Source organism: Paenibacillus sp. NPDC056722 (assembly GCF_042790635.1).
GTDB lineage: Bacteria > Bacillota > Bacilli > Paenibacillales > Paenibacillaceae > Paenibacillus_AQ > Paenibacillus_AQ agri.
Genome location: NZ_JBHTYV010000005.1, coordinates 145504 through 166686, shown reverse-complemented (window position 1 = coordinate 166686; position 21183 = coordinate 145504). Strand labels below are relative to the sequence as shown.

Here is a 21183-nt window from a genome sequence, read left to right as displayed (position 1 = left end):
AAGCCAGCAGAGAGCAAGGAGGCAGAACATGCTTCAGAAAATTAAAAAAATCGATGGCGTCATCATAGTCGTTCTGTTAATTTTGATGTGCGTCAGCATTTCAGCCATATACAGTGTCACCCATGGGAGAGAGAAGCTTGACGGGCACCATATCCAAATGCTGAAGTATTATGTGATCGGCTTTATTGCGCTGGCCGGAATCACTTTTCTCGATTATAGGATATTAGTGAAGTATGCCTTATACGTGTACTTGGGCGGTATCGGCTTGCTAGTGCTTGTCAGCTTCATGGGCGAGACCAAGAATAATGCGCAGGGGTGGCTGTCGCTGCCAGGCGGCATGAGCCTTCAGCCTGCTGAGTTGTTCAAGCTCGTACTCATTCTATTTTTGGCGGCTGTACTTGTCCGAAAGAAAAAGAACAAATTATTGTTCTGGCGTGATGTCGTACCGCTGACTTTGCTTACATTAGTTCCCTTCTTGATTGTCATGACCCAAAATGACTTGGGTAATGCCTTGGCTTATCTTGTCATTCTGCTCGGGATGCTGTGGATCGGGAATATCAAGTTCACACATGCTTTGATCGGGTTAATTGTTATTGCAAGTTCGGCAATTGCCGGAATTATGAGCTACATCCATTATCATGACGATATCAAGGTATTCCTTACAGATATTGGTCGTTCCCACTGGATTGAACGTTTTGATCCATGGCTTGTGCCTGACAAGGCAACACCTAAAGCGAGTTATCATACGAAAAATGCCAAACTGGCTATTGCTTCCGGCGGGATGAGTGGTGAAGGATACATGAAAGGGAGTTCCGTACAGACGGATCGTGTGCCATACACCTATTCCGACTCTATCTTCGTGCAGATTGCCGAGGAATTTGGATTCGTGGGTTCCGCGCTGGTATTGTTACTGTACTTTATCCTGATCCACCGAATGATACTGATTGCGCTGGAAAGCAGGGATAGGGGAGGGCCATTCCTGATCGTCGGCATTGTCGCGATGATGCTCTATCAAATCTTTGAGAACATCGGAGCCTTCATCGGCCTGATGCCGTTAACGGGAATCACACTGCCGTTCATCAGCTTTGGGGGAACCTCCCTGCTCATCAACATGGCGAGCATTGGTCTAGTCATGAGTGTGCGCTTGCACGGCCAAGAAGTAGAAGAGGATTTGCCTAATCCGGGCAATTCCTATCAAGCCCCTGCGAAGCAGGCATAACTCCATATCATCATTACATCTGCAAACCGCTGGAACTGTCTGAAAAGATAGTGCCCGGCGGTTTTTTTTGCGTTATGAGCAGGGGTGGTGGATTTAAGAGTGATGTATAAATTTGTATGCTTTATAGGGATCATTTACAATAAATGTACGAGCTACCGTTCTTAACGGTGAAAAATAGTTCACCCCCCCCCAACTAAGAGCATTTTTGTACCTTATTTTTCTTTAATATAGGCAAATGAGGGAAATAAGGGCATTTTTGTATCTTATTTTTCGAAAAAGCACGCTGGACAGGGTATTCTGGAAGATTTAAGGTACAATATTGCACTTAATTTCCCTCAACCGGTTGATACAGACGATTTAAGGTACAGAATTGCCGCTAATTACAATTCGGAGGTCATTAGGTGGATCATTCGCATGAAGGCAAATGATCTGACAGGGGTTGCGGAGCTTTTAAAAGAATAGAAGTAGTTTATAAAAGAAAATATGGGGCCAACGCGATCGGTGGTCCGAGCATTCACCATAGTGACAACAGCTGACTTAAAGTGGATAGCAAGTTTTTCGTGGATAGTAGTGAGTTCTCCATGGATAGTAAGTTCTCCGTGGATAGCAAGTTCTTCATTGGAAGTAAGTTGGTCATAGAACGACATTGCTAAATAAGTGCTGAAAATGAACGAGGATAAGGAGCAGACTGAACCATGCTGGAGAAATTGAAGAGAGTGGACCCTGTGATTGTTGTTGTACTGATTTTGCTGATGAGTATTAGTATATTTTCTATATACAGCGTTACAGTCGGGAGGATTAGTCCCTTGAAACTGGACGGTTTTCACCTCCAGATGCTCAAGTATGATCTTTTAGGGTTTATAGCTTTTTTCGTGCTTGCCTTTGTGGACTACAAATTGTTTATCCGCTATGGAAAATACATTTATGCCTTGGGCCTTGGACTATTGGTACTGGTCATCTTCATCGGCAAAGAACAAAACGGGGCGCAGGGCTGGTTGAAGCTGGGGAACCTGACGCTGCAGCCTGCCGAGCTTTTTAAGCTCGTACTGATTCTGTTTCTGGCCTCATTCCTGTTGCGCAAGCAAGGGGCTGTTCTGACTTTCTGGAGAGGGGTCATACCCATTGGCCTGCTGACGCTGATCCCTTTTGTATTAGTGCTTGTGCAGAATGATCTGGGAAATGCACTGAGTTATATTGTGATTATGCTCGGTCTGGTATGGATCGGAAACATTAAATTCAGACATGCGCTGATTGGCCTGCTCCTGATTGTCGTTACCGGAGCGGGTCTTGCGCTGAGTTATATTCACTATCATGATCAAGCCGTTCATTTTCTCGGGGAGACGATTGGACGAAAGCATCTGATTGCACGTCTAGATCCTTGGCTTGTCCCGGATTTGGCCACAGCAGATGCAAGCTATCATACCAAGAATGCTAAAATTGCTATCGCCTCGGGCGGTATGGGCGGGGAAGGATATATGAACGGGGACTCCGTACAAGCCGGGAGGGTTCCATACACATATTCGGATGCTATCTTTGTGCAGATCGCTGAAGAATTCGGTTTTTTGGGTTCTGCGTTTGTCCTGCTGCTCTTTTTTATCCTTATCCACCGAATGATCGTCATCTCACTGGAGTGCCGGGAACGAAGTGGTACATTCCTCATTATTGGCGTTGCAGCTATGCTGCTGTATCAGATTCTTGAAAATATCGGGGCGTTCATCGGATTGATGCCGCTAACAGGGATTACACTCCCTTTCATCAGTTATGGCGGAACTTCAGTGCTCATCAACATGGCTGCGATGGGCATTGTAATGAGTGTACATTTGCACGGAGGCGAGGCTGAGCCCGACTTCCCTGTTCCTTCGGCTGGCTCGGCCAATCCGCGAATGTTAAAGGTATAATTTAATAGATTACTAGGTTTGGACTCTCTCTCTCTTGGACATACTGACGAATATGAGAGGTTAAGAGAGAGGGGCGGCCGATATGAATAGTAATCCAGGTCACAGAGGGGATTCACTGCGTATTACCTTTAAGTATACTGCCATTTTAATTTGTTTTTTTATGGTGATCCTCATGATGTGGGAAGGACAGAAAACCGATGCGGCCGTAGCTGAATCCTCTATTCCTACGGAGTCCATCCGGCTACGGATTCTGGCTAACTCGGACGGGACACAGGATCAGCTTGTTAAACGTCAAATCCGTGATGCTGTGGTGGCTCAAATGAACCAATGGGTGTCTGGCCTTGAGGACCCGCAAAGCCTGGAACAGGCCCGGGCCTTAATTCGGCGGCATCTGCCGGAGCTGAACGCTTTAGTGGGCCAAGAACTGGAGCAGCGGGGCATCGATTATACGTATAATGTGGAGCTCGGCGTGGTTCCGTTCCCTACCAAAATGTACGGGGGCAAGGTGTATCCGGCTGGTGATTATGAAGCCCTGCGTGTGACACTGGGCGCAGGCAAGGGTCAAAACTGGTGGTGTGTCCTGTTTCCGCCGCTCTGCTTCATAGATGCCGGGTCCGGCGATGCCGCAGCCCCAGCTGCTGCCAAGGCGAAGACTGTATCTGCTGCCGGATCGGAAGGCAAGACCGTAATCAAAGCTCAAGGTGAAAAGGCGGCGCAAGGAGACGGAGTGAGTACAGATCCAAGTGCCGAGTCCGGAAAAACGCCTGAGGTGAAATTCTTCGTTTGGGAACTGCTGCAGAATCTGTGGAACTGGGTTAGCGGATTGTGGTCCTGAGGGGTGATATGGTAGTATTTTAAAAGCTGAGCGTTACGGCTCCACAGGGTGGGGTCGTTTTTTTGAAATATTTAGAAACGGCTGACTTTGCCTGTTTCTATGAAAGTGCTCTGTTTGTAATCATTAATCTACTCTTTGGAAAGCTTGTGATATGGATGGAAAAGAACATCGAGACCAAGTTTGCCCTTCCGCGGCAGACAGGAAATATAGAGAACACAACGTACTTGAAGCTTCACTTGCTGGATGAGACGGCAGGGGCTTCGCTTATGGAAAAAGAAGAAGATCACGCCGCGATTACCGCAGCAGCAGCCCTTCTACGGGAGGGCGGAACCGTAGCGTTTCCTACGGAAACCGTGTACGGTCTCGGGGCTGACGCCCGGAATACAACGGCGGTAGAAGCGGTGTTCGGGGCAAAGGGGCGTCCGTCCGACAATCCGCTAATTGTTCATATTGCGGATCAGAAGGCGCTGGATGAATTGGTAGAAGAGATTCATCCGACAGCGGCGGCGCTGATGGAAGCCTTCTGGCCTGGTCCGCTAACGCTCGTGCTTCCTGTCCGGACTGGCGTGCTGTCTCCAAGGGTGACAGCGGGTCTGGATACCGTTGGCGTTCGTATTCCCGATCATCCGGTGGCACTTTCACTGCTGCGTGAAGCCGGCTGTCCGGTAGCGGCACCCAGTGCCAATCGTTCGGGCCGGCCGAGTCCGACACTGGCTTCACATGTTATGGAAGACTTGAACGGGTTCATCGACGCGGTCGTCGATGGCGGTGCCGCCGGCGTCGGACTGGAATCGACGGTGGTACAGGTCTTGCCGGACGGCACGGTGGCCGTGCTGCGACCCGGCGGAATTACCGCCGAGCAGCTGGAGGCGGTGGCCGGCGCGGGCGCTGTGGATACCGCGCCCGCCCATGCAGCCGAGACCGCAGCTTCGCCTGCGGCCTCGGCTGTCCGTTCGCCCGCTGGCGACAGCGCGGGCGAAGACACTGGCCCGGCTCCGCGAGCGCCGGGCATGAAGTACACGCACTACGCGCCGCGCGGCTGGCTCGGCGTTGTGCGCGGGTCTTCGCCGCAAGCCGTGGCGAAGACTGCGGCAGAGCTGCTGCAGGCGGCGCAGCGTGACGGCGGGATTACGGGGCTGCTCCTCTTCGAGGAGCATGCCGCGCTCTATCCCGCCTCTCCTGCTGCCTGCGTGGTATCTCTCGGCTCGATTCACTCGCCGGAGGAAGGGGCCCGCTCCCTATATGCCGCGCTGCGGCGCTTTGATGAAGCGGGAGCGACCTACATTCTGGCCGAGGCTTGTCCGGAGACCGGCCTCGGCGCTGCCATTATGAACCGGCTCATGAAAGCCGCCGGCGGAACTGTTATCGCGGCCCGATAATCTCCCGCAGATACACCCCCTTTTCCCCTAAAGTCATGTTTACCTTCTTGTCCGCATATTGTGGTTGTACAAGATATTTGCGACTTTGGGGGTATGACCATGGGCTTAGGAGAGGTATATGCCGGTTGGGGACAGGTTGTAACGATTGCTATTATGGCAATTGCGCTGGGAATGGATGCTTTCTCCCTTGGAGTAGGGATCGGGATGAAAGGTATTCGTCTGCTGCATATTCTGCAGCTCAGCCTGCTGATTGCCTTTTTTCATGTGCTCATGCCTCTGCTCGGTCTGGTGACAGGGAGCTACGTCGGGCATTTATTGGGACAGGTTACCACCTATGTTGCCGGAGGATTGCTGCTCCTTCTGGGCGGGCATATGATCTTCAATTCCTTTCACTCGGGCGATGACAGTCCGAGAGTATGGGATCATCGCACCTTCTGGGGGATGCTATTGATATCGCTCAGTGTCAGTGTAGATTCTTTTTCGGTAGGCGTATCTTTAGGGATGTTCGTGGACAGTATTCTGCTGACGATACTAGCTTTTGGTGTCTGCGGAGGGCTGATGTCGATTACAGGTTTGCTGTTAGGGCGCCACGTCAGTCGTGGGCTTGGGTCTTACGGCGAGGCGATTGGCGGGGCGATCCTGCTGGGGTTTGGCTTGCTGTTCATCTTCTGATACAATAACGGCATCGGGATTGTTCTATTTCAATTATGCGTTTCTGTCCATAGTTCCTGTACAGTCAAGTAATTTGTGCAGACCAAACTATGGCGGGATGAATTTAAATATTTTATGGGAGGTGGATAAACATGCTGCATATTTTATTCGTCTGCACCGGCAATACATGCCGCAGTCCCATGGCAGAAGGGCTTCTGCGGAAGTACGCCAAGGAGCGCGGAATGGAGCTGGAGGTGCGGTCTGCAGGGGTATCCGCCATTTCAGGCACATCTATATCCAGACATACCGCGGCGATTCTGCGCGATGAAGGCGTTCATGATTCAATTCAATCCTCACAGCTTACAGGTCAACAGGTGGCCTGGGCGGATCTTGTGCTAACACTGACAGGCAGTCACAAGCGGCATTTGCTACAATTTTTCCCGGATGCCGTGGCGAAGACATATACGCTCAAAGAATATGTACATGATGAAGCGGAGGTCGCTGAAGATATCCAGGAGCTGGATAGTCTCTACGCCGAAGCAGAAATGAGCATTGCTCTTGGAGGAGAACCGGATGCGGCTGCACTGCAGCGGATCATCGAGATTCGGCAACGCATTCCGAGCTTTGACATCTCCGATCCCTTTGGCGGCACCCGTGATGATTATGAGCTGACAGCTGCTGAGATCCGCAAGGCGCTGTATAGCCTGCTGGATAAGCTGGAGTCAGCACGGCGTTTGTAAAGATGGTTGATTTTCGGCTCTCTTTGCTTTAAGATGTAAGAAATATCGGTTCCGGTGTAACTGGCGACAACTGTGGATCAAACCACGATGGAGCATCGGAATAAACGGCCGGTCGCCTGGGCAAAAGAGCAAATCCGCAGCTACCTGCGGACTGCTCTTTTTTGTTTGAAATATTTGGAATTATCTGACTGTTAGATAATTCCAAATATTTCTTACTTACAGATATGGGTGATGTATAGCGTAATCAAGAGTATCTGCCAGCCTCCGAAAGTTTTGAACTTTCGCCTCCTGGAGAGGTACAGCCGTATCTGTCCCTGCAGCGAAAGTGGTGATGATGAGAGTTGCGTCATAACATTTTAGGAGGTAGAGCAATGGATGAAGTGGTGAAGCAGAAGTCTTGGGAAGAACGCGCGACTATCCCGGCAGGAACTGGCGGGAAAGAAGATTCCCCATCTGACAGTGCAATCTTACTGTCTGAGGCTACGGCTACTGTAGTTCGAGAGCTTGCAGCAGCAGGGAAGCTGGGTCCCGGCAAAATTCTTGTCGTAGGAGTCAGCACCAGTGAAGTGGCCGGTGCCCGAATCGGGACTGGTGGAGCGCTGGCTGTGGCAGAGCAACTGCTTGAAGGCATTACTCAGGTCGCTGATGAACTCGGATTCCATCCGGTGTATCAATGCTGTGAACATTTGAATCGCGCATTGGTTATGGAACGCTCTTTGCTGGATGGGTTAGGGTTGCAGGAGGTTGCAGCTGTGCCGATTCCCGGCGCAGGAGGTTCTATGGCTGCTGCTGCCTACCGCTCCATGAAAGACCCTGTGCTGGCAGAAACCGTACAGGCTCATGCTGGCATAGATATCGGAGAGACACTGATCGGCATGCATTTAAGACGTGTGGCCGTGCCTTTTCGTCCTAGCCTGCGCTATATTGGAGAAGCCAGAGTGAACGCTGCATGGAGCAGACCTGCCTTGATCGGCGGCGAGCGTGCAGTCTACCGGACACAGGAACAAAGCGGAGCCCGGCTCTGCGAATAACTTAATGGTTTTCATTAAATACAACATAAACACAATACCAGGGAGGAACTAAGAACATGGAACAATTGCGTAAGAGTGACCCGGCAGTACTGGAAGCGATGGGATTGGAGCTGAAACGTCAGCGCGCGAACATTGAGCTTATTGCCTCTGAGAATATCGTCAGCGAAGCCGTTATTGAAGCTATGGGTTCGGTGCTTACCAACAAATATGCTGAAGGCTACCCGGGCAAGCGTTTTTATGGTGGTTGTGAAGATGTAGACATCGTCGAAGATCTGGCACGCGACCGTGCTAAGCAACTGTTTGGCGCAGAGCATGTCAACGTGCAGCCACACTCTGGCGCACAAGCAAACATGGCCGTTTATTTGGCAGCCCTGAAACCTGGCGACACTGTACTTGGTATGAACCTGGCTCATGGTGGTCACTTGACGCACGGTAGTCCGGTTAATGCTTCCGGCTTGCTCTATAACTTCGTGGCTTATGGTGTGCAAGAGGATACTTTCCTTATTGATTATGATGAAGTGCGCAAGGCAGCCTTCAAACACCGTCCTAAATTGATCGTAGCTGGTGCGAGTGCTTATCCGCGTACCATTGATTTTGAAAAACTTGCTGCCATTGCCAATGATGTTGGCGCACTGTTCATGGTAGATATGGCCCACATCGCAGGTCTGGTTGCTGCTGGTCTGCACCCGAACCCAGTGCCACATGCTCACTTTGTAACAACTACAACACACAAAACGCTGCGTGGACCACGCGGTGGCTTGATCATCTGTAAGCAACCTTGGGCTGCTGCGATTGATAAGGCTGTATTCCCAGGTACGCAAGGTGGACCACTGATGCATGTGATTGCTTCCAAGGCCGTTGCTTTTGGTGAAGCGTTGCAGCCATCCTTTAAAACTTATGCCGAGAATGTAATCAAGAATGCTAAGGTGCTGTCCGAGACGTTGCTTGGTGAAGGTATTAACATTATTTCTGGTGGAACAGACAACCACTTGATGCTGATTGATACTCGTAACCTGGGCGTTACCGGTAAAGAAGCGGAAAAAGTACTGGATTCCATTGGTATTACCGTGAACAAGAACGCCATTCCGTTCGACCCTACCAGCCCATTTGTAACTAGCGGTATCCGTCTGGGTACACCTGCGGTTACTTCCCGTGGCATGGATGAGAAGGCGATGAGTGTTATTGGCCGCATCATTGCGAATGTGCTTAAGAATCCGAAGGATGAAGCGGTCTTGACTGAAGCTGGTCGCCAAGTAGCTGAGCTGACAGATCAATATCCGCTGTACCCTGAGTTGAAATACTAATCTCTATAATTTCAGTATTCGTGCTGTTTTTCTGCCTCTGTGGGCCGGGCTTCCGGCTCTACGGAGGTTTTTTTGTTGCATAATGTTCACAATTAGAAGATTGGCTATGGCTTGAAATGTAATGAAATCAATCATGAAAGTTCATGGAACTTTCAATAAAAAGCGTGATGAAATTGTGAAAAGTATGAAAAATCTGAAAATGTGCAGACTAAACGACGTTTTCATCAGGCTGCGACAGACCCGAAATGGGTTATTAGATCCCGCAGTTGGATAATAATGTGAAGATTGACTTTTTTCGAAGAGTATAAGTTGCAGTTTCTGTCGTAGGGTGAAAAGCGGCGGCGGTGATGATATAATAGATGAGATTTAGCCACTGAACAGGTGCAAAGCGCTTACTAGGGCTTGAGACTAAAGACTTTATAATTACCGGAGGGACAAGTTAATGGGAAAATTGGTGATTTGCGATCATCCTTTGATTCAACACAAACTGACATTTATCCGCGACGTGCGGACTAACACTAAGGAGTTCAGAGAACACGTTGATGAAGTTGCCACATTGATGGCTTACGAGATTACGCGCGATATTCCGCTGGAAACGATAACCGTGCAGACGCCGGTTGCTGAGACACAAAGTAAGGTGATCTCCGGAAGAATGCTGGGACTGGTTCCTATCCTTCGTGCCGGACTTGGTATGTTGGAAGGCGTACTGAAGCTGCTGCCTGCGGCCAAGGTAGGTCATGTTGGCCTGTTCCGCGACCCGGATACACTACAGCCTGTTGAGTACTACGTTAAGCTTCCTACAGATGTACAGGAACGCGAACTGATTGTCATTGATCCAATGCTGGCTACCGGCGGTTCCGCCATTGCTGCCATTACTTCACTGAAGAACCGTGGCTGTACCCAGATTAAGATGATGAACCTGATTGCTGCACCGGAAGGTGTTGCTGCTGTACATGAAGCTCACCCGGATGTAGACATCTATGTGGCAGCTTTGGACGACCATCTGAATGAGCATGGATACATCATCCCTGGACTTGGTGATGCAGGTGACCGCCTGTACGGAACAAAGTAATCACGAATACTATAACGGAAGCTTGTTTAGGAAGAATTGCAACTATGGAGAAAGTGGGTAGGGGATATGTCCAAAATTAAAGTGATGACGATTTTCGGAGTGCGCCCCGAGGCGATCAAGATGGCACCCCTGGTTCTTGAGCTGGGGAGACATCCCGAACATATCGAATCTATCGTCTGTGTAACGGCCCAGCACCGCGAGTTGCTGGATCAGGTGCTTGAGGTGTTTAAGATTACACCGGACTATGATCTGGATGTTATGAAAGACCGCCAGACCCTGAACGAGATTACCATTCGGGTACTGGAAGGATTGGAGCCGGTGCTTCGTGAGGCCAAGCCTGATCTGGTGCTGGTACACGGTGACACGCTGACTACATTCCTGGCCAGCTATGCTTCATTCCTGCAGCAAATTCAAGTCGGGCATGTGGAAGCAGGACTTCGGACCTGGAACAAACTTTCCCCTTATCCCGAAGAGATGAATCGTCAGTTGACCGGTGTGTTGGCCGATTTGCACTTTGCTCCAACAGACAAGTCAGCAGACAACTTGAGACACGAGAATAAAAAAGAATCAAGTATTTATATCACAGGCAATACGGTTACTGATGTGTTTCAATATACCGTACAGCCGGACTACCGGCATCCTGTACTTGATTTTGCGTCAGGAAAAAGACTTATTTTGATGACGGCGCACCGCAGGGAATCGCAAGGCGAACCGCACCGTCATATTTTCCGTGCTGTCAAAAGAATCGCTGATGAATTCGAAGATGTGGTCATTGTGTATCCCGTGCACCCGAGTCCGGCAGTCAAGGAACCGGCGCATGAGATCCTGGGCGGACACCCGAGAATCAAGCTGATTGATCCACTGGATGTCGTAGACCTGCATAATTTTTATCCGCATACCCACTTGATTTTGACCGATTCCGGCGGCCTGCAAGAGGAAGCTCCTTCATTCGGAGTACCTGTGCTTGTGCTGCGTGACACTACGGAACGCCCGGAAGGGATCGAGGCCGGAACACTGGAGCTTGTGGGGACGGACGAAGAGAAGGTGTATCAACGGACACATGCTCTGTTAACTGATCAGGAGCTCTATCAATCCATGAGTCAGGCCGCAAATCCATATGGAGACGGCAAGGCATCCGAGAGGATTGTCAATGCGATTTTGCATCATTTTGGAGTGGTTGAGGAGCGTCCGGAAGAGTTTCACAGAATGTTCACAAAAAATAAATAAAATCATTAAAACTAATATTCTGAATGAATTGAAATCAACATACAGTGAAACTGTACGGTTTATATGGTTTTGGAACGTTTTGCTGTGATTATTTTCATGTTTTCAAGGGTTTTTGGGCAATGTTCAATGAATTGACAAAGAGTCTGGGAATTCAGTAAAATTAGTTGGGATTGTAGCCATGAAAGAGGAAAAAAACAGGGAAAGCCTTGGACGTACTGCTCTTGTCATTGGAAGTGCAGGCACTTTGTTAGCCGCTTACATTATTATAGGTTTCTTTCTCGCCAAATGGCTGAGAGACCTGATGGACGGTCACAATTATTGGCTGGCTATAGGCACGATCACCGGTATGATTTTGGGGATTGTGAATGTGGTCCTGTTAATCAAAAAATTTTTGGGGGAGCAGAATGGATAATATGACTCCCATGATCAATACTGTCACCAGAGTGACCCTTGTCCTTATGGCAGGACTGGTAATGGGATGGGCGCTTCATCACGAGACCCGGACTATTACTCTGGGCATGGCTCTGGGGCTGGTGGCGGGATTGGTAAATTTCCGATACCTGGCCGTTAAGGTCAGACGGGTAACGCAGAGTATTGCGAACAAGGAAGGGAATGCCTTCAGCCTCGGTTTTGTCACACGGATTTGCTTCGCCATTTTGGTCACCATGTTCTCGGTCAAAATCGAGCATTTCTCGCTGGAAGCAACCATAGCCGGCCTTTTCATTCCCCAGCTTCTCGCTATTCCTGCGGGAATATATCTGAGCATCAAGAAAAAAATGTAACCAGATTAAAGAGAAAGGGGGGGATGCTATGCATGCTATGCCGAAAATCGTGCTAGGCGGAATTCCGATAGACTTGTCCGTAGTGCTGATGCTGCTGATCAGCTGTACAGTGGTATTTGTTCTGGTTATGCTGTCAGTTCGCAACCTGTCCGTTGAGAATCCTTCCAAGCTACAGAACTTTATGGAATGGGTTGTGGAGTTTGTGCAGGGGGTCATTGGAAGTGCAATGGATCTGAAGAAAGGGAAGCCTTACATATCTTTAGGGCTGACGTTAATCCTGTTCATCTTCGTATCCAACTTGCTCGGACTGCCGTTTTCAGTCGTGACTATGGCGCATGAGCCGGTTACAGTATTCGGACATGTGATTGAAGCTACGAAGAATCTTGCACATGGCGACCACGTTGAGATCCTGTGGTACAAATCGCCGACAGCGGATATCAATGTCACTGCGGGGCTAGCACTTATCGTGTTTGTACTGATGAACTACCTGGGCATTAAGCTCAACGGCAAGCATTATTTCAAGCACTATATTGAGCCGTTTCCGATTTTCCTGCCGCTCAACATTATTGAGAACTTGGCCAAGCCTATCGCTTTGGCAATCCGGCTTTACGCGAATATCTTCGCAGGTGAAGTTCTGATCACTGTCATTCTGAAGCTTGGAATTCTCAGTATACCGTTCCTGGCCGTTTGGCAGGGCTTCAGTATATTCGTCGGCGCACTGCAGGCGTTTATCTTTACGATTCTGACGATGGTCTATATCGCGCAGATGACGATCCACGAAGAAGAAGCACATTAATGAGCTGTCGTGAAGACAAACGGCAGCCGCCGATACTACCTTCGCGGGAGATAAGTTATATCATTAAACACAATTTGAACCGAAATTAAAGGAGGATATTTACAAATGGAATTTTTAGCAGCAGCAATCGCGGTTGGTTTGGGCGCACTGGGCGCAGGTCTTGGTAACGGTATGATCGTTAGTAGAACGGTAGAATCCATCGCTCGTCAACCAGAAGCTCGTAACGCCCTGCAAACAACAATGTTTATCGGTGTAGGTATCGTCGAGGTTATTCCTTTGGCCGCAACAGTTATTGCATTCCTGATCATGTTTTCTTAATAAACCGTACCTACGGTTTGGCGGGGAGGGCAAGGTGCCATCCGCGCCTTACTTTTGTATACGTCCGCAAGACGCGGTAATGGAAGGGAGTGACCTCAGTGGATATCGTTTGGTCAAGTATCGTTTTTTCAATCGCAGCGTTCGTGATTCTTTATTTCCTCTTGAGCAAGTTTGCGTTCAGTAAATTGTTTGGAGTAATGGAGAAGCGCCGCGAGCTAGTAATGCAGCAAATGGACGAGGCGGCGAAGACCAGAGAGCAGGCGGTCGCGTATGTGGAGGAGCAAAAGCAGGCTTTGAACAACGCACGCCAGGAAGCTCAGAATATCATCCAGCAATCTCAGATCACCAGCAATCAACAAATGGACAAGATTCTGGAGCAAGCCAAATCCGAAGCTTCTCGCATCAAGGACGAGGCTGTCCGGGATATCGAGAACGAGAAGAACAAAGCTGTCGAAGAGCTTCGCAGCGAGATTGGTACAGCATCCGTTCGGATTGCTTCCAAGCTGATCAAGAAAGAAGTAAGCGCGAGCGGCGAACAGGAGCAGCTTGTTGATCAATACCTCAAAGAGGTAGGAGGCAGATCATGAGCCGCGATACGGTAGTTGCGGGACGCTATGCTAAAGCGCTGTATAGCGCTGCGGTAGAGAAAGGAATTACGCTTCAGGTTGAAGAGGAGCTCAAGACGGTAGTCGAAGTTCTTCATAACGATCATGAAGTGAAACGCTTCATCCTGGCTCCGCGCATCTCGCAATCCGACAAACTGAAAGTGCTGCGTTCTGTGCTTGAAGACAAGCTTTCCCCGACTGTGTTGAACACGGTAGAACTGCTTGTATCTCGGGGCAGAACCGACATTTTTGCCGATCTGCTGGAAACATATATCAAAATCGAAGGAGACGCTCTCGGAATCGGAGATGCCACTGTATACTCGGCTTATTCGCTTAGCGAAGATGAGAAGACAGCGGTAGCAGCCGAATTCGGTCAACTGGTGAACCGCACGATCCGTGTGAAGAACGTGGTTGATGAGAGTGTGCTCGGCGGACTGAAGGTTGTTATCGGCGATACGCTGTATGATGGCAGCTTGTCCGGCAAGCTGGAACGTCTCGAGAAATCTTTTAACGATAAGCATAGAAGATAGGGGTGAGGATATTGGGCATCAGACCTGAAGAGATCAGCACTTTGATCAAAAGTCAAATTGAGCAATATAAAACCGATATCGAAGTTGCCGAAATTGGCACCGTCATTCAAGTCGGCGACGGTATCGCCCGTGTCTACGGTCTGGAAAACGCGATGGCAGGCGAATTGCTGGAGTTCTCCAACGGTGTAGTAGGCATGGCACTCAACCTGGAAGAAAGCAACGTCGGTGTTGTTATCCTGGGTGAGTATACGGAAATTCGTGAAGGCGATCAAGTGAAGCGTACGGGCCGCATTATGCAGGTTCCTGTTGGCGAAGCCCTGCTGGGCCGTGTCGTGAACGCGCTTGGACAGCCGCTGGATGGCAAAGGACCAATTGCAACCACTGAATTCCGTCCTGTAGAAAACAATGCACCAGGCGTTATCGACCGTAAATCGGTTCATGAGCCGATGCAAACAGGTCTGAAGGCGATTGATGCGATGGTGCCGATCGGCCGCGGACAACGTGAGCTCATCATCGGTGACCGTCAAACCGGTAAAACCGCAATCGCAATCGATGCTATCATCAACCAAAAAGGCAACGGTATGAAATGTATCTATGTTGCCATTGGACAAAAGCAATCCACAGTAGCACAGGTAGTGGAAACTCTCCGCCGCCATGGTGCGCTCGAATATACCATCGTTGTAACTGCATCGGCATCTGAGCCGTCTCCATTGCTCTTTATCGCTCCGTACGCAGGCTGCGCAATGGGTGAGTACTTCATGTACAAAGGCGAGCACGTACTGGTTATCTACGATGACCTTTCCAAGCAAGCTTCCGCATACCGCGAGTTGTCCTTGCTGCTCCGTCGTCCACCGGGCCGTGAAGCTTTCCCTGGTGACGTATTCTACTTGCACTCCCGTCTTCTGGAACGTGCAGCGAAGCTTAGCGATGAGCTTGGTGGTGGTTCATTAACCGCTTTGCCGTTTATCGAAACACAGGCTTCTGACGTATCGGCTTACATTCCTACGAACGTAATCTCGATCACTGACGGCCAAATCTTCCTGGAATCCGACCTGTTCAACGCTGGCCAACGTCCTGCGATCAACGTCGGTATCTCCGTATCCCGTGTAGGGGGATCCGCACAGATTAAGGCTATGAAGAAGGTTGCGGGCTCGCTCCGTCTGGACTTGGCTCAATACCGTGAGCTTCAAGCATTCTCCCAGTTCGGCTCCGACCTCGATAAATCTACACAAGCCCGTCTGAACCGCGGTGCCCGTATGATGGAAATTCTGAAACAGGGTGTTAACCAACCGCTGTCCGTTGAGTATCAAGTAGTTAGCTTGTACACGGCTGTTAAAGGTCATTTGGATGATATTCCTGTCAAAGACGTTAGACGTTTCGAGAAAGAATTCTTGGCATTCGTAGATAGCAGCGCTCCTGAGATCTTCAAGTCTATCACCGATACGAAGGATCTGACTGCGGATAACGAGACTGCATTGAAAGAAGCCATTGAGAAATTCAAGAAAGGTTTCGCGACCAGCTAAACCTTGATTATAAGGCTCTTCCGCTTGCTTGGGCAACGCTGGCAGAGCTCTTGTTAATAGAATGATTTCAGTGATATTGAGCTTTGACTTCGTCAAAGCTCAAAGTTGATGCATACGAAGATAGCTTTGACTTCGTCAAAGCCAAGTTGATGCTTACGAAGATAGCTTTGACTTCGTCAAAGCCAAGTTGATGCTTACGAAGATAGCTTTGACTTCGTCAAAGCTTTAAGGTGGTGAAATCATGGCAAGAAGCATGCTTGATATTAAACGTCAAATCAAAAGCGTTAAGAACACCAGACAGATTACCAAAGCGATGGAGATGGTAGCTGCCTCCAAGCTCAGAAAAGCGCAGGAGAAAGCCGAGGCTGCTCGTCCTTATTCAGAGAAGCTGAAAGAGGTCGTTACGAGTATCGCTTCCGGTTCGGATGGTATTCAGCATCCCATGCTGATCTCCCGTCCTGTTAAGAAGACAGGATACCTAATCGTTACTTCGGACAGAGGTTTGGCTGGTGGATACAACGCCAATATTTTGCGTAAGGTGACTATGCTCATCGCAGAACGCCACAAGTCGAAAGACGAGTATGTGTTGTTTGTTATTGGCCGCAAAGGCCGTGACTTCCTGCGCCGCCGTGAGTACCCGATTATCGAGACGGTGACCGAGCTTTCTGATACACCGAAGTTTGCGGACATCAAGTCCATTGCCAACTCGTCTGTTCAGAAGTTCGTAGATGGTGACTTTGACGAGCTGTATGTATGCTACAACCGTTTCGTTAATGCCATCACTCAGGTTCCGACCGTTGATCGGTTGCTGCCGATGGAAACAGTGAGCGAGAAAAAGAGTCATGAAGCCAGTGCGAACTATGAATACGAGCCTTCTCCTATGGGCGTTTTGGAAGTGCTGCTTCCGAAGTATGCCGAGACTCTGATTTATAGCGCAATACTGGATGGCAAAGCCAGTGAGCTGGGTGCGAAGATGACAGCGATGGGCAATGCAACGAAGAATGCGTCGAAGATGATCGGGGATCTTACCCTTACGTACAACCGTGCTCGTCAAGCGGCAATTACACAGGAAATTACCGAGATCGTAGCCGGGGCAAACGCGCAGTCTTAAAATATATAGAGTGTTAAGTAGTACTTAACATTAGCTTATATTTTACGAGAATCGGGTGCCGTATAAGCGATACGCGGTATCGCTGCCTTTTAGAGCGTAAGTTCTGTAAGGACGGCACTGTCGTTTCTCCTTAATGTAATAGCTTTCGAGGAGGGAAACTAAGATGAACAAAGGACGCGTTGTAAGCATTATGGGTCCGGTTGTGGATATTGAATTTGAACGCGGCCAATTGCCCGAGATATTCAACGCCATTAAAATTGTGACCAGCTTGGAGAATGACCGCAAGATCGATTTGACGCTTGAGGTTTCCAACCATCTGGGTGACAATCTGGTGCGTTGTATCGCCATGTCTACTACAGACGGGCTGGTACGCGGGCTGGAAGCTATCGACCAAGGAGGACCAATCTCGGTTCCTGTTGGCGAAGTGACACTGGGCCGTGTATTTAACGTACTCGGAAATCCGATTGATAACGGTGCAGAGATCGTAGCTGAGCAAAAGAACCCGATTCACCGTTTGGCTCCGACATTCGATGAATTGTCCACGCAAGCGGAAATTCTGGAAACTGGAATCAAGGTTATCGACTTGCTTGCTCCTTATGCTAAGGGCGGTAAGATCGGTCTGTTCGGTGGTGCCGGTGTAGGTAAGACCGTAACAATCCAGGAATTGATCAATAACATTGCTCAAGAACACGGTGGTATCTCCGTATTTGCGGGCGTGGGCGAGCGTACTCGTGAAGGGAACGACTTGTACCATGAAATGACGGACTCCGGCGTTATCAAGAAAACAGCGATGGTGTTCGGACAGATGAACGAGCCTCCGGGTGCGCGTCTGCGCGTAGCACTGACTGGTCTGACCATGGCGGAATATTTCCGTGATGTGGAAGGCCGCGACACGCTGCTCTTTATCGACAACATCTTCCGCTTTACTCAAGCGGGTTCCGAAGTATCCGCCTTGCTCGGACGCATGCCGTCTGCCGTTGGTTACCAGCCTACGCTGGCAACCGAAATGGGTCAATTGCAAGAGCGTATTACCTCGACGAAAAAAGGTTCCGTTACTTCCATTCAGGCTATCTACGTGCCTGCGGATGACTATACTGACCCGGCTCCAGCTACGGCGTTTGCCCACTTGGATGCTACAACCAACTTGGAGCGTAAAATCTCCGAGAAAGGGATTTTCCCAGCGGTTGATCCTTTGGCTTCCAGCTCCCGGATTCTTGCACCTGAAGTTGTTGGCGATGAGCACTACAACGTGGCTCAAGGCGTGAAGCAGTTGCTTCAACGTTACAACGAGCTTCAAGACATCATTGCGATCCTCGGTATGGATGAGCTTAGCGAGGAAGACAAGGTGATTGTAGGCCGTGCTCGTAGAGTGGAACGCTTCTTGTCTCAGCCTTTCCACGTGGCCGAGCAGTTCACCGGCTTTAAAGGCAAATACGTGCCGATTAAAGAAACGGTTCGCAGCTTCAAAGAGATTCTGGACGGCAAGCATGACGATCTTCCGGAAGCCGCTTTCCTCTTTGTAGGTACGATTGAAGAAGCAGTCGAAAAAGCGAAATCATTGTAACCCTGAGCTGAGTTAAGGCTCTCGATGCAAGCTTTACTATGGTAAAGCTTTTAGGAGGAATGGAAGTGAACACTTTTCTATTGGAAATTGTCACGCCGGATCGTCTAGTCTACTCAAAACAGGTAAACAGCCTGACAGTACGTGGGGTAGAAGGCGAATTGGGTATTTTGCCCGGACACATTCCGCTTGTAACTCCACTCCAGGTTGCTCCGCTGTCTATTAAAGCGGACGGTGTGACGATCTCAATCGCCGTACACGGCGGTTTCGTTGAGGTGCACAAAGACAAGGTAACCGTGCTGGCTGAAAGTGCCGAGCTGCCTAAGGATATCGATGTTGAGCGCGCCGAGGCGGCTAGAGAACGGGCTCAGCGCCGTTTGCAGTCGCTTAGCAAGCAGGACGATATTGATCATCGCCGTGCGGAGTTGGCGCTGCAACGCGCCGTTACACGGATCAAAGTGTCCACTGGAAAAGGACAACAGTAGCAGTATGGCGGTCAAGCTTATGGGCTTGGCCGCCTTTTTGTATCTATCAGCTGGACAGCGAGTAAATTACTGGATTCTACTTAAAAAGTATGATTTAAGGTCTTATGGAGGTTGTTAAAGTGAACATCTGGTGATATTCTAGGATATTGGAGCTATATTGTTTAAAAATTTGTAAAAGTACTGGATTCTTTTCACCTACGCAAGTATGATATAAGAGTCGATTTCCGAGTAAGGTTACACGGGGGGTAAACATGAACGAAATGTTGACCGCGGAGTTGTCTAGCGCAATCGGCCGCAGCGGTTTGGTTTCAATGGTTGTATCTTTGCTCTGCGTTGTATTATCTTGGTGGGCTTTGCAGAACCTTAAGCTCGATCTCATCATAAGATATCCCAAGAGCCCGCAAAGCAGGCTGCTGCATTTGTTACTGGCGATTGTTCTGGGTCACTTCGTGGCTGGGTTCCTGCTGGATTATCTGGGCTGGAGCTCGCAGATCCGCCACATGTTTTAAGATGTAAGGGTTTGGTTATAAGTTCGTAGGCCATAAGTTGCAGTAAGATATCGAATAATAACTTTTTATTATGTCAACACTGAATTTTAAGGGATGTACTCGAAAAACAGGATGAAATGACGGAATATGCGATAATATGACAGTGGCACTTAAATTTAAGATGAAAACATTTATTTCGAGAAATAATGGACGCGGAGGGAAACCGAAATGAGCAAATTTATCGTCCGCGGTGGCAACAGATTGACCGGGAGCGTGAAAGTTAGCGGCGCAAAAAATTCCGTACTACCGATCATAGCCGCCTCTTTATTGGCAGAAGAAGGAGTTAGCGTCATTGTGGACGCACCTCCGCTTGACGATGTAATGACGATTAGCAAAGTGCTGGAATCTCTGGGTGCAGGGGTTACATACCAGAACGATATTATTGAGGTCGATGCCAGAAGTATCTCCTCATGTGAAGCACCTTATGAATGGGTGCGCAAAATGCGTGCTTCTTTCCTAGTAATGGGGCCACTGTTGTCCCGATTGGGACGTACAAGGATCTCTTTGCCAGGCGGGTGCGCAATCGGTACTCGTCCCATTGATCAGCATTTAAAAGGATTTGAGGCGCTTGGTGCAGAGATCAGTCTCGGCCAAGGCTACATTGAAGCGAAAAGTAACGGAAGGCTGCGCGGAGCCAAGATTTATTTGGATGTAGCCAGCGTAGGCGCGACCGAAAACATAATGATGGCGGCAGCTCTTGCCGAAGGCGTGACCGTAATTGAGAATGCGGCCAAGGAACCTGAGATTGTTGACCTGGCCAACTATTTGAACGGAATGGGCGCTATCGTTCGCGGCGCGGGCACAGGCGTGATTCGCATTGAAGGTGTTGAGTCTCTGCATGGCGTGAAGCATCATGTTATTCCGGACCGTATCGAGGCAGGCACCTACATGGCTGCTGCAGCGATCACAGGCGGCGATGTTTATGTAGAAGGTGCCATTGCTGATCACCTGGGACCCGTGATTGCGAAGATGGAAGAAATGGGTGTAACCATTATTCCGGATGAGAACGGTGTGCGTGTCATCAGCGACAAGCCGCTGAAGGCTGTTGATCTGAAGACTCTGCCGTATCCTGGTTTCCCAACAGATATGCAGTCACAAATGATGGCGTTGCTGCTTCGCTCTGAAGGCACTAGCGTGGTTACCGAAACTGTATTTGAGAACCGCTTCATGCACGTGGATGAATTCCACAACATGAATGCAGAGATCAAGATTGAAGGCCGCTCCGCAATCGTTACGGGCAATGCTCGCCTTGTAGGCGCCAAAGTCTGCGCTACCGATTTGCGTGCAGGAGCCGCGTTGATTCTGGCAGGTCTTGTGGCTGAAGGAACTACAGAGGTATCCGGAACGCATCATATCGACCGTGGGTATGTTCATTTAGCGGAGAAGCTGTCGGGACTTGGTGCGGATATCTGGCGTATTTCCATGGAAGACGCTGCTGCTGAGAAAGAAGAAGTCGCTAAGACGGAGGCTTCCAAAAGCGAGACTTTCAAGAACGAAGAAGTGAAACCCCGTTTTCAAGTTCAACCGACCTGGGTATAATTCGCACTAATTTGCAAAGATAAGCCAAG

22 protein-coding genes and 1 riboswitch are annotated in these 21183 nt (G+C 49.4%); all 22 genes read left to right on the top strand.

Features of this window, described 5'->3' with window-relative positions; all coding sequences use genetic code 11:
* The first annotated feature begins 28 nt into the window (after positions 1 to 28).
* On the top strand, positions 29 to 1219 hold the full coding sequence (locus ACFRAM_RS14765) for an FtsW/RodA/SpoVE family cell cycle protein (RefSeq protein WP_379466476.1): 1191 nt from the start codon (positions 29 to 31) through the stop codon (positions 1217 to 1219).
* Between the two features lie 695 nt (positions 1220 to 1914).
* A complete protein-coding gene (locus ACFRAM_RS14760) occupies positions 1915 to 3117 on the top strand; it encodes an FtsW/RodA/SpoVE family cell cycle protein (protein ID WP_379466475.1) in 1203 nt (400 codons plus the stop codon).
* Positions 3118 to 3199: 82 nt separating this feature from the next.
* Positions 3200 to 3952, top strand: a complete 753-nt coding sequence (gene spoIIR, locus ACFRAM_RS14755; RefSeq protein WP_379466474.1) for a stage II sporulation protein R — start codon at positions 3200 to 3202, stop codon at positions 3950 to 3952.
* A 266-nt stretch (positions 3953 to 4218) separates the two neighbouring features.
* Entirely contained in the window at positions 4219 to 5331 is a 1113-nt protein-coding gene (locus ACFRAM_RS14750) for an L-threonylcarbamoyladenylate synthase (RefSeq protein WP_379466699.1), read from the top strand.
* Positions 5332 to 5430: 99 nt separating this feature from the next.
* Complete coding sequence (locus tag ACFRAM_RS14745; RefSeq protein ID WP_379466473.1) at positions 5431 to 6003, top strand: manganese efflux pump MntP; 573 nt, start codon at positions 5431 to 5433, stop codon at positions 6001 to 6003.
* A gap of 131 nt (positions 6004 to 6134) precedes the next feature.
* The gene (locus tag ACFRAM_RS14740; protein ID WP_175370378.1) at positions 6135 to 6722 is read left to right on the top strand and encodes a low molecular weight protein arginine phosphatase; all 588 of its coding nucleotides are present in this window, start codon (positions 6135 to 6137) and stop codon (positions 6720 to 6722) included.
* Positions 6723 to 6768: 46 nt separating this feature from the next.
* A riboswitch (ZMP/ZTP riboswitch) is annotated at positions 6769 to 6851 on the top strand.
* A 242-nt stretch (positions 6852 to 7093) separates the two neighbouring features.
* On the top strand, positions 7094 to 7753 hold the full coding sequence (locus ACFRAM_RS14735) for a TIGR01440 family protein (RefSeq protein ID WP_379466472.1): 660 nt from the start codon (positions 7094 to 7096) through the stop codon (positions 7751 to 7753).
* Positions 7754 to 7809: 56 nt separating this feature from the next.
* Positions 7810 to 9057 (top strand): serine hydroxymethyltransferase, encoded by a 1248-nt coding sequence (locus ACFRAM_RS14730; protein WP_175370376.1) that lies wholly within the window; start codon positions 7810 to 7812, stop codon positions 9055 to 9057.
* A gap of 442 nt (positions 9058 to 9499) precedes the next feature.
* Positions 9500 to 10129 (top strand): uracil phosphoribosyltransferase, encoded by a 630-nt coding sequence (gene upp, locus ACFRAM_RS14725; RefSeq protein ID WP_066379093.1) that lies wholly within the window; start codon positions 9500 to 9502, stop codon positions 10127 to 10129.
* Between the two features lie 66 nt (positions 10130 to 10195).
* A complete protein-coding gene (gene wecB / locus ACFRAM_RS14720) occupies positions 10196 to 11356 on the top strand; it encodes a non-hydrolyzing UDP-N-acetylglucosamine 2-epimerase (RefSeq protein WP_175370375.1) in 1161 nt (386 codons plus the stop codon).
* A 178-nt stretch (positions 11357 to 11534) separates the two neighbouring features.
* Entirely contained in the window at positions 11535 to 11768 is a 234-nt protein-coding gene (locus ACFRAM_RS14715) for an AtpZ/AtpI family protein (protein WP_379466471.1), read from the top strand.
* Entirely contained in the window at positions 11761 to 12138 is a 378-nt protein-coding gene (locus ACFRAM_RS14710; RefSeq protein WP_066379087.1) for an ATP synthase subunit I, read from the top strand. Before ACFRAM_RS14715 ends, ACFRAM_RS14710 begins: the two co-directional genes overlap by 8 nt.
* A 28-nt stretch (positions 12139 to 12166) precedes the next feature.
* Positions 12167 to 12934 (top strand): F0F1 ATP synthase subunit A, encoded by a 768-nt coding sequence (gene atpB / locus ACFRAM_RS14705; RefSeq protein ID WP_379466470.1) that lies wholly within the window; start codon positions 12167 to 12169, stop codon positions 12932 to 12934.
* A gap of 105 nt (positions 12935 to 13039) precedes the next feature.
* The gene (atpE, locus tag ACFRAM_RS14700) at positions 13040 to 13252 is read left to right on the top strand and encodes a F0F1 ATP synthase subunit C (protein WP_039877624.1); all 213 of its coding nucleotides are present in this window, start codon (positions 13040 to 13042) and stop codon (positions 13250 to 13252) included.
* A gap of 98 nt (positions 13253 to 13350) precedes the next feature.
* A complete protein-coding gene (atpF, locus tag ACFRAM_RS14695; protein ID WP_379466469.1) occupies positions 13351 to 13839 on the top strand; it encodes a F0F1 ATP synthase subunit B in 489 nt (162 codons plus the stop codon).
* The gene (locus ACFRAM_RS14690) at positions 13836 to 14387 is read left to right on the top strand and encodes a F0F1 ATP synthase subunit delta (protein ID WP_175370373.1); all 552 of its coding nucleotides are present in this window, start codon (positions 13836 to 13838) and stop codon (positions 14385 to 14387) included. Before atpF ends, ACFRAM_RS14690 begins: the two co-directional genes overlap by 4 nt.
* An 11-nt stretch (positions 14388 to 14398) precedes the next feature.
* Positions 14399 to 15910, top strand: a complete 1512-nt coding sequence (gene atpA, locus ACFRAM_RS14685) for a F0F1 ATP synthase subunit alpha (protein WP_175370372.1) — start codon at positions 14399 to 14401, stop codon at positions 15908 to 15910.
* A 241-nt stretch (positions 15911 to 16151) separates the two neighbouring features.
* Positions 16152 to 17021, top strand: a complete 870-nt coding sequence (atpG, locus tag ACFRAM_RS14680) for an ATP synthase F1 subunit gamma (protein ID WP_175371450.1) — start codon at positions 16152 to 16154, stop codon at positions 17019 to 17021.
* A 163-nt stretch (positions 17022 to 17184) separates the two neighbouring features.
* Positions 17185 to 18585, top strand: coding sequence for a F0F1 ATP synthase subunit beta (gene atpD, locus ACFRAM_RS14675; protein WP_175371451.1), 1401 nt, complete (start codon positions 17185 to 17187; stop codon positions 18583 to 18585).
* 65 nt (positions 18586 to 18650) lie between these two features.
* Positions 18651 to 19067 (top strand): F0F1 ATP synthase subunit epsilon, encoded by a 417-nt coding sequence (locus ACFRAM_RS14670; protein ID WP_175371452.1) that lies wholly within the window; start codon positions 18651 to 18653, stop codon positions 19065 to 19067.
* A gap of 251 nt (positions 19068 to 19318) precedes the next feature.
* Positions 19319 to 19576, top strand: a complete 258-nt coding sequence (locus tag ACFRAM_RS14665) for a DUF1146 family protein (protein ID WP_066379048.1) — start codon at positions 19319 to 19321, stop codon at positions 19574 to 19576.
* A 207-nt stretch (positions 19577 to 19783) separates the two neighbouring features.
* Positions 19784 to 21154 carry a UDP-N-acetylglucosamine 1-carboxyvinyltransferase gene (murA, locus tag ACFRAM_RS14660; RefSeq protein WP_379466468.1) on the top strand — a complete coding sequence of 457 codons (1371 nt, stop codon included), beginning with the start codon at positions 19784 to 19786 and terminating at the stop codon, positions 21152 to 21154.
* Positions 21155 to 21183 lie beyond the last annotated feature (29 nt).

What these genes read in the sequence shown, in the direction of transcription:
- atpG (WP_175371450.1), top strand. Translation starts at nt 16,152, where the DNA reads ATGGCAAGAAGCATGCTTGATATTAAACGTCAAATCAAAAGCGTTAAG.
- ACFRAM_RS14710 (WP_066379087.1), top strand. Translation starts at nt 11,761, where the DNA reads ATGGATAATATGACTCCCATGATCAATACTGTCACCAGAGTGACCCTT.
- atpE (WP_039877624.1), top strand. Translation starts at nt 13,040, where the DNA reads ATGGAATTTTTAGCAGCAGCAATCGCGGTTGGTTTGGGCGCACTGGGC.
- ACFRAM_RS14745 (WP_379466473.1), top strand. Translation starts at nt 5,431, where the DNA reads ATGGGCTTAGGAGAGGTATATGCCGGTTGGGGACAGGTTGTAACGATT.
- atpD (WP_175371451.1), top strand. Translation starts at nt 17,185, where the DNA reads ATGAACAAAGGACGCGTTGTAAGCATTATGGGTCCGGTTGTGGATATT.
- ACFRAM_RS14715 (WP_379466471.1), top strand. Translation starts at nt 11,535, where the DNA reads ATGAAAGAGGAAAAAAACAGGGAAAGCCTTGGACGTACTGCTCTTGTC.
- ACFRAM_RS14740 (WP_175370378.1), top strand. Translation starts at nt 6,135, where the DNA reads ATGCTGCATATTTTATTCGTCTGCACCGGCAATACATGCCGCAGTCCC.
- ACFRAM_RS14735 (WP_379466472.1), top strand. Translation starts at nt 7,094, where the DNA reads ATGGATGAAGTGGTGAAGCAGAAGTCTTGGGAAGAACGCGCGACTATC.
- ACFRAM_RS14665 (WP_066379048.1), top strand. Translation starts at nt 19,319, where the DNA reads ATGAACGAAATGTTGACCGCGGAGTTGTCTAGCGCAATCGGCCGCAGC.
- atpB (WP_379466470.1), top strand. Translation starts at nt 12,167, where the DNA reads ATGCATGCTATGCCGAAAATCGTGCTAGGCGGAATTCCGATAGACTTG.
- upp (WP_066379093.1), top strand. Translation starts at nt 9,500, where the DNA reads ATGGGAAAATTGGTGATTTGCGATCATCCTTTGATTCAACACAAACTG.
- ACFRAM_RS14765 (WP_379466476.1), top strand. Translation starts at nt 29, where the DNA reads ATGCTTCAGAAAATTAAAAAAATCGATGGCGTCATCATAGTCGTTCTG.
- ACFRAM_RS14760 (WP_379466475.1), top strand. Translation starts at nt 1,915, where the DNA reads ATGCTGGAGAAATTGAAGAGAGTGGACCCTGTGATTGTTGTTGTACTG.
- ACFRAM_RS14750 (WP_379466699.1), top strand. Translation starts at nt 4,219, where the DNA reads ATGGAAAAAGAAGAAGATCACGCCGCGATTACCGCAGCAGCAGCCCTT.
- spoIIR (WP_379466474.1), top strand. Translation starts at nt 3,200, where the DNA reads ATGAATAGTAATCCAGGTCACAGAGGGGATTCACTGCGTATTACCTTT.
- wecB (WP_175370375.1), top strand. Translation starts at nt 10,196, where the DNA reads ATGTCCAAAATTAAAGTGATGACGATTTTCGGAGTGCGCCCCGAGGCG.
- ACFRAM_RS14730 (WP_175370376.1), top strand. Translation starts at nt 7,810, where the DNA reads ATGGAACAATTGCGTAAGAGTGACCCGGCAGTACTGGAAGCGATGGGA.
- ACFRAM_RS14690 (WP_175370373.1), top strand. Translation starts at nt 13,836, where the DNA reads ATGAGCCGCGATACGGTAGTTGCGGGACGCTATGCTAAAGCGCTGTAT.
- murA (WP_379466468.1), top strand. Translation starts at nt 19,784, where the DNA reads ATGAGCAAATTTATCGTCCGCGGTGGCAACAGATTGACCGGGAGCGTG.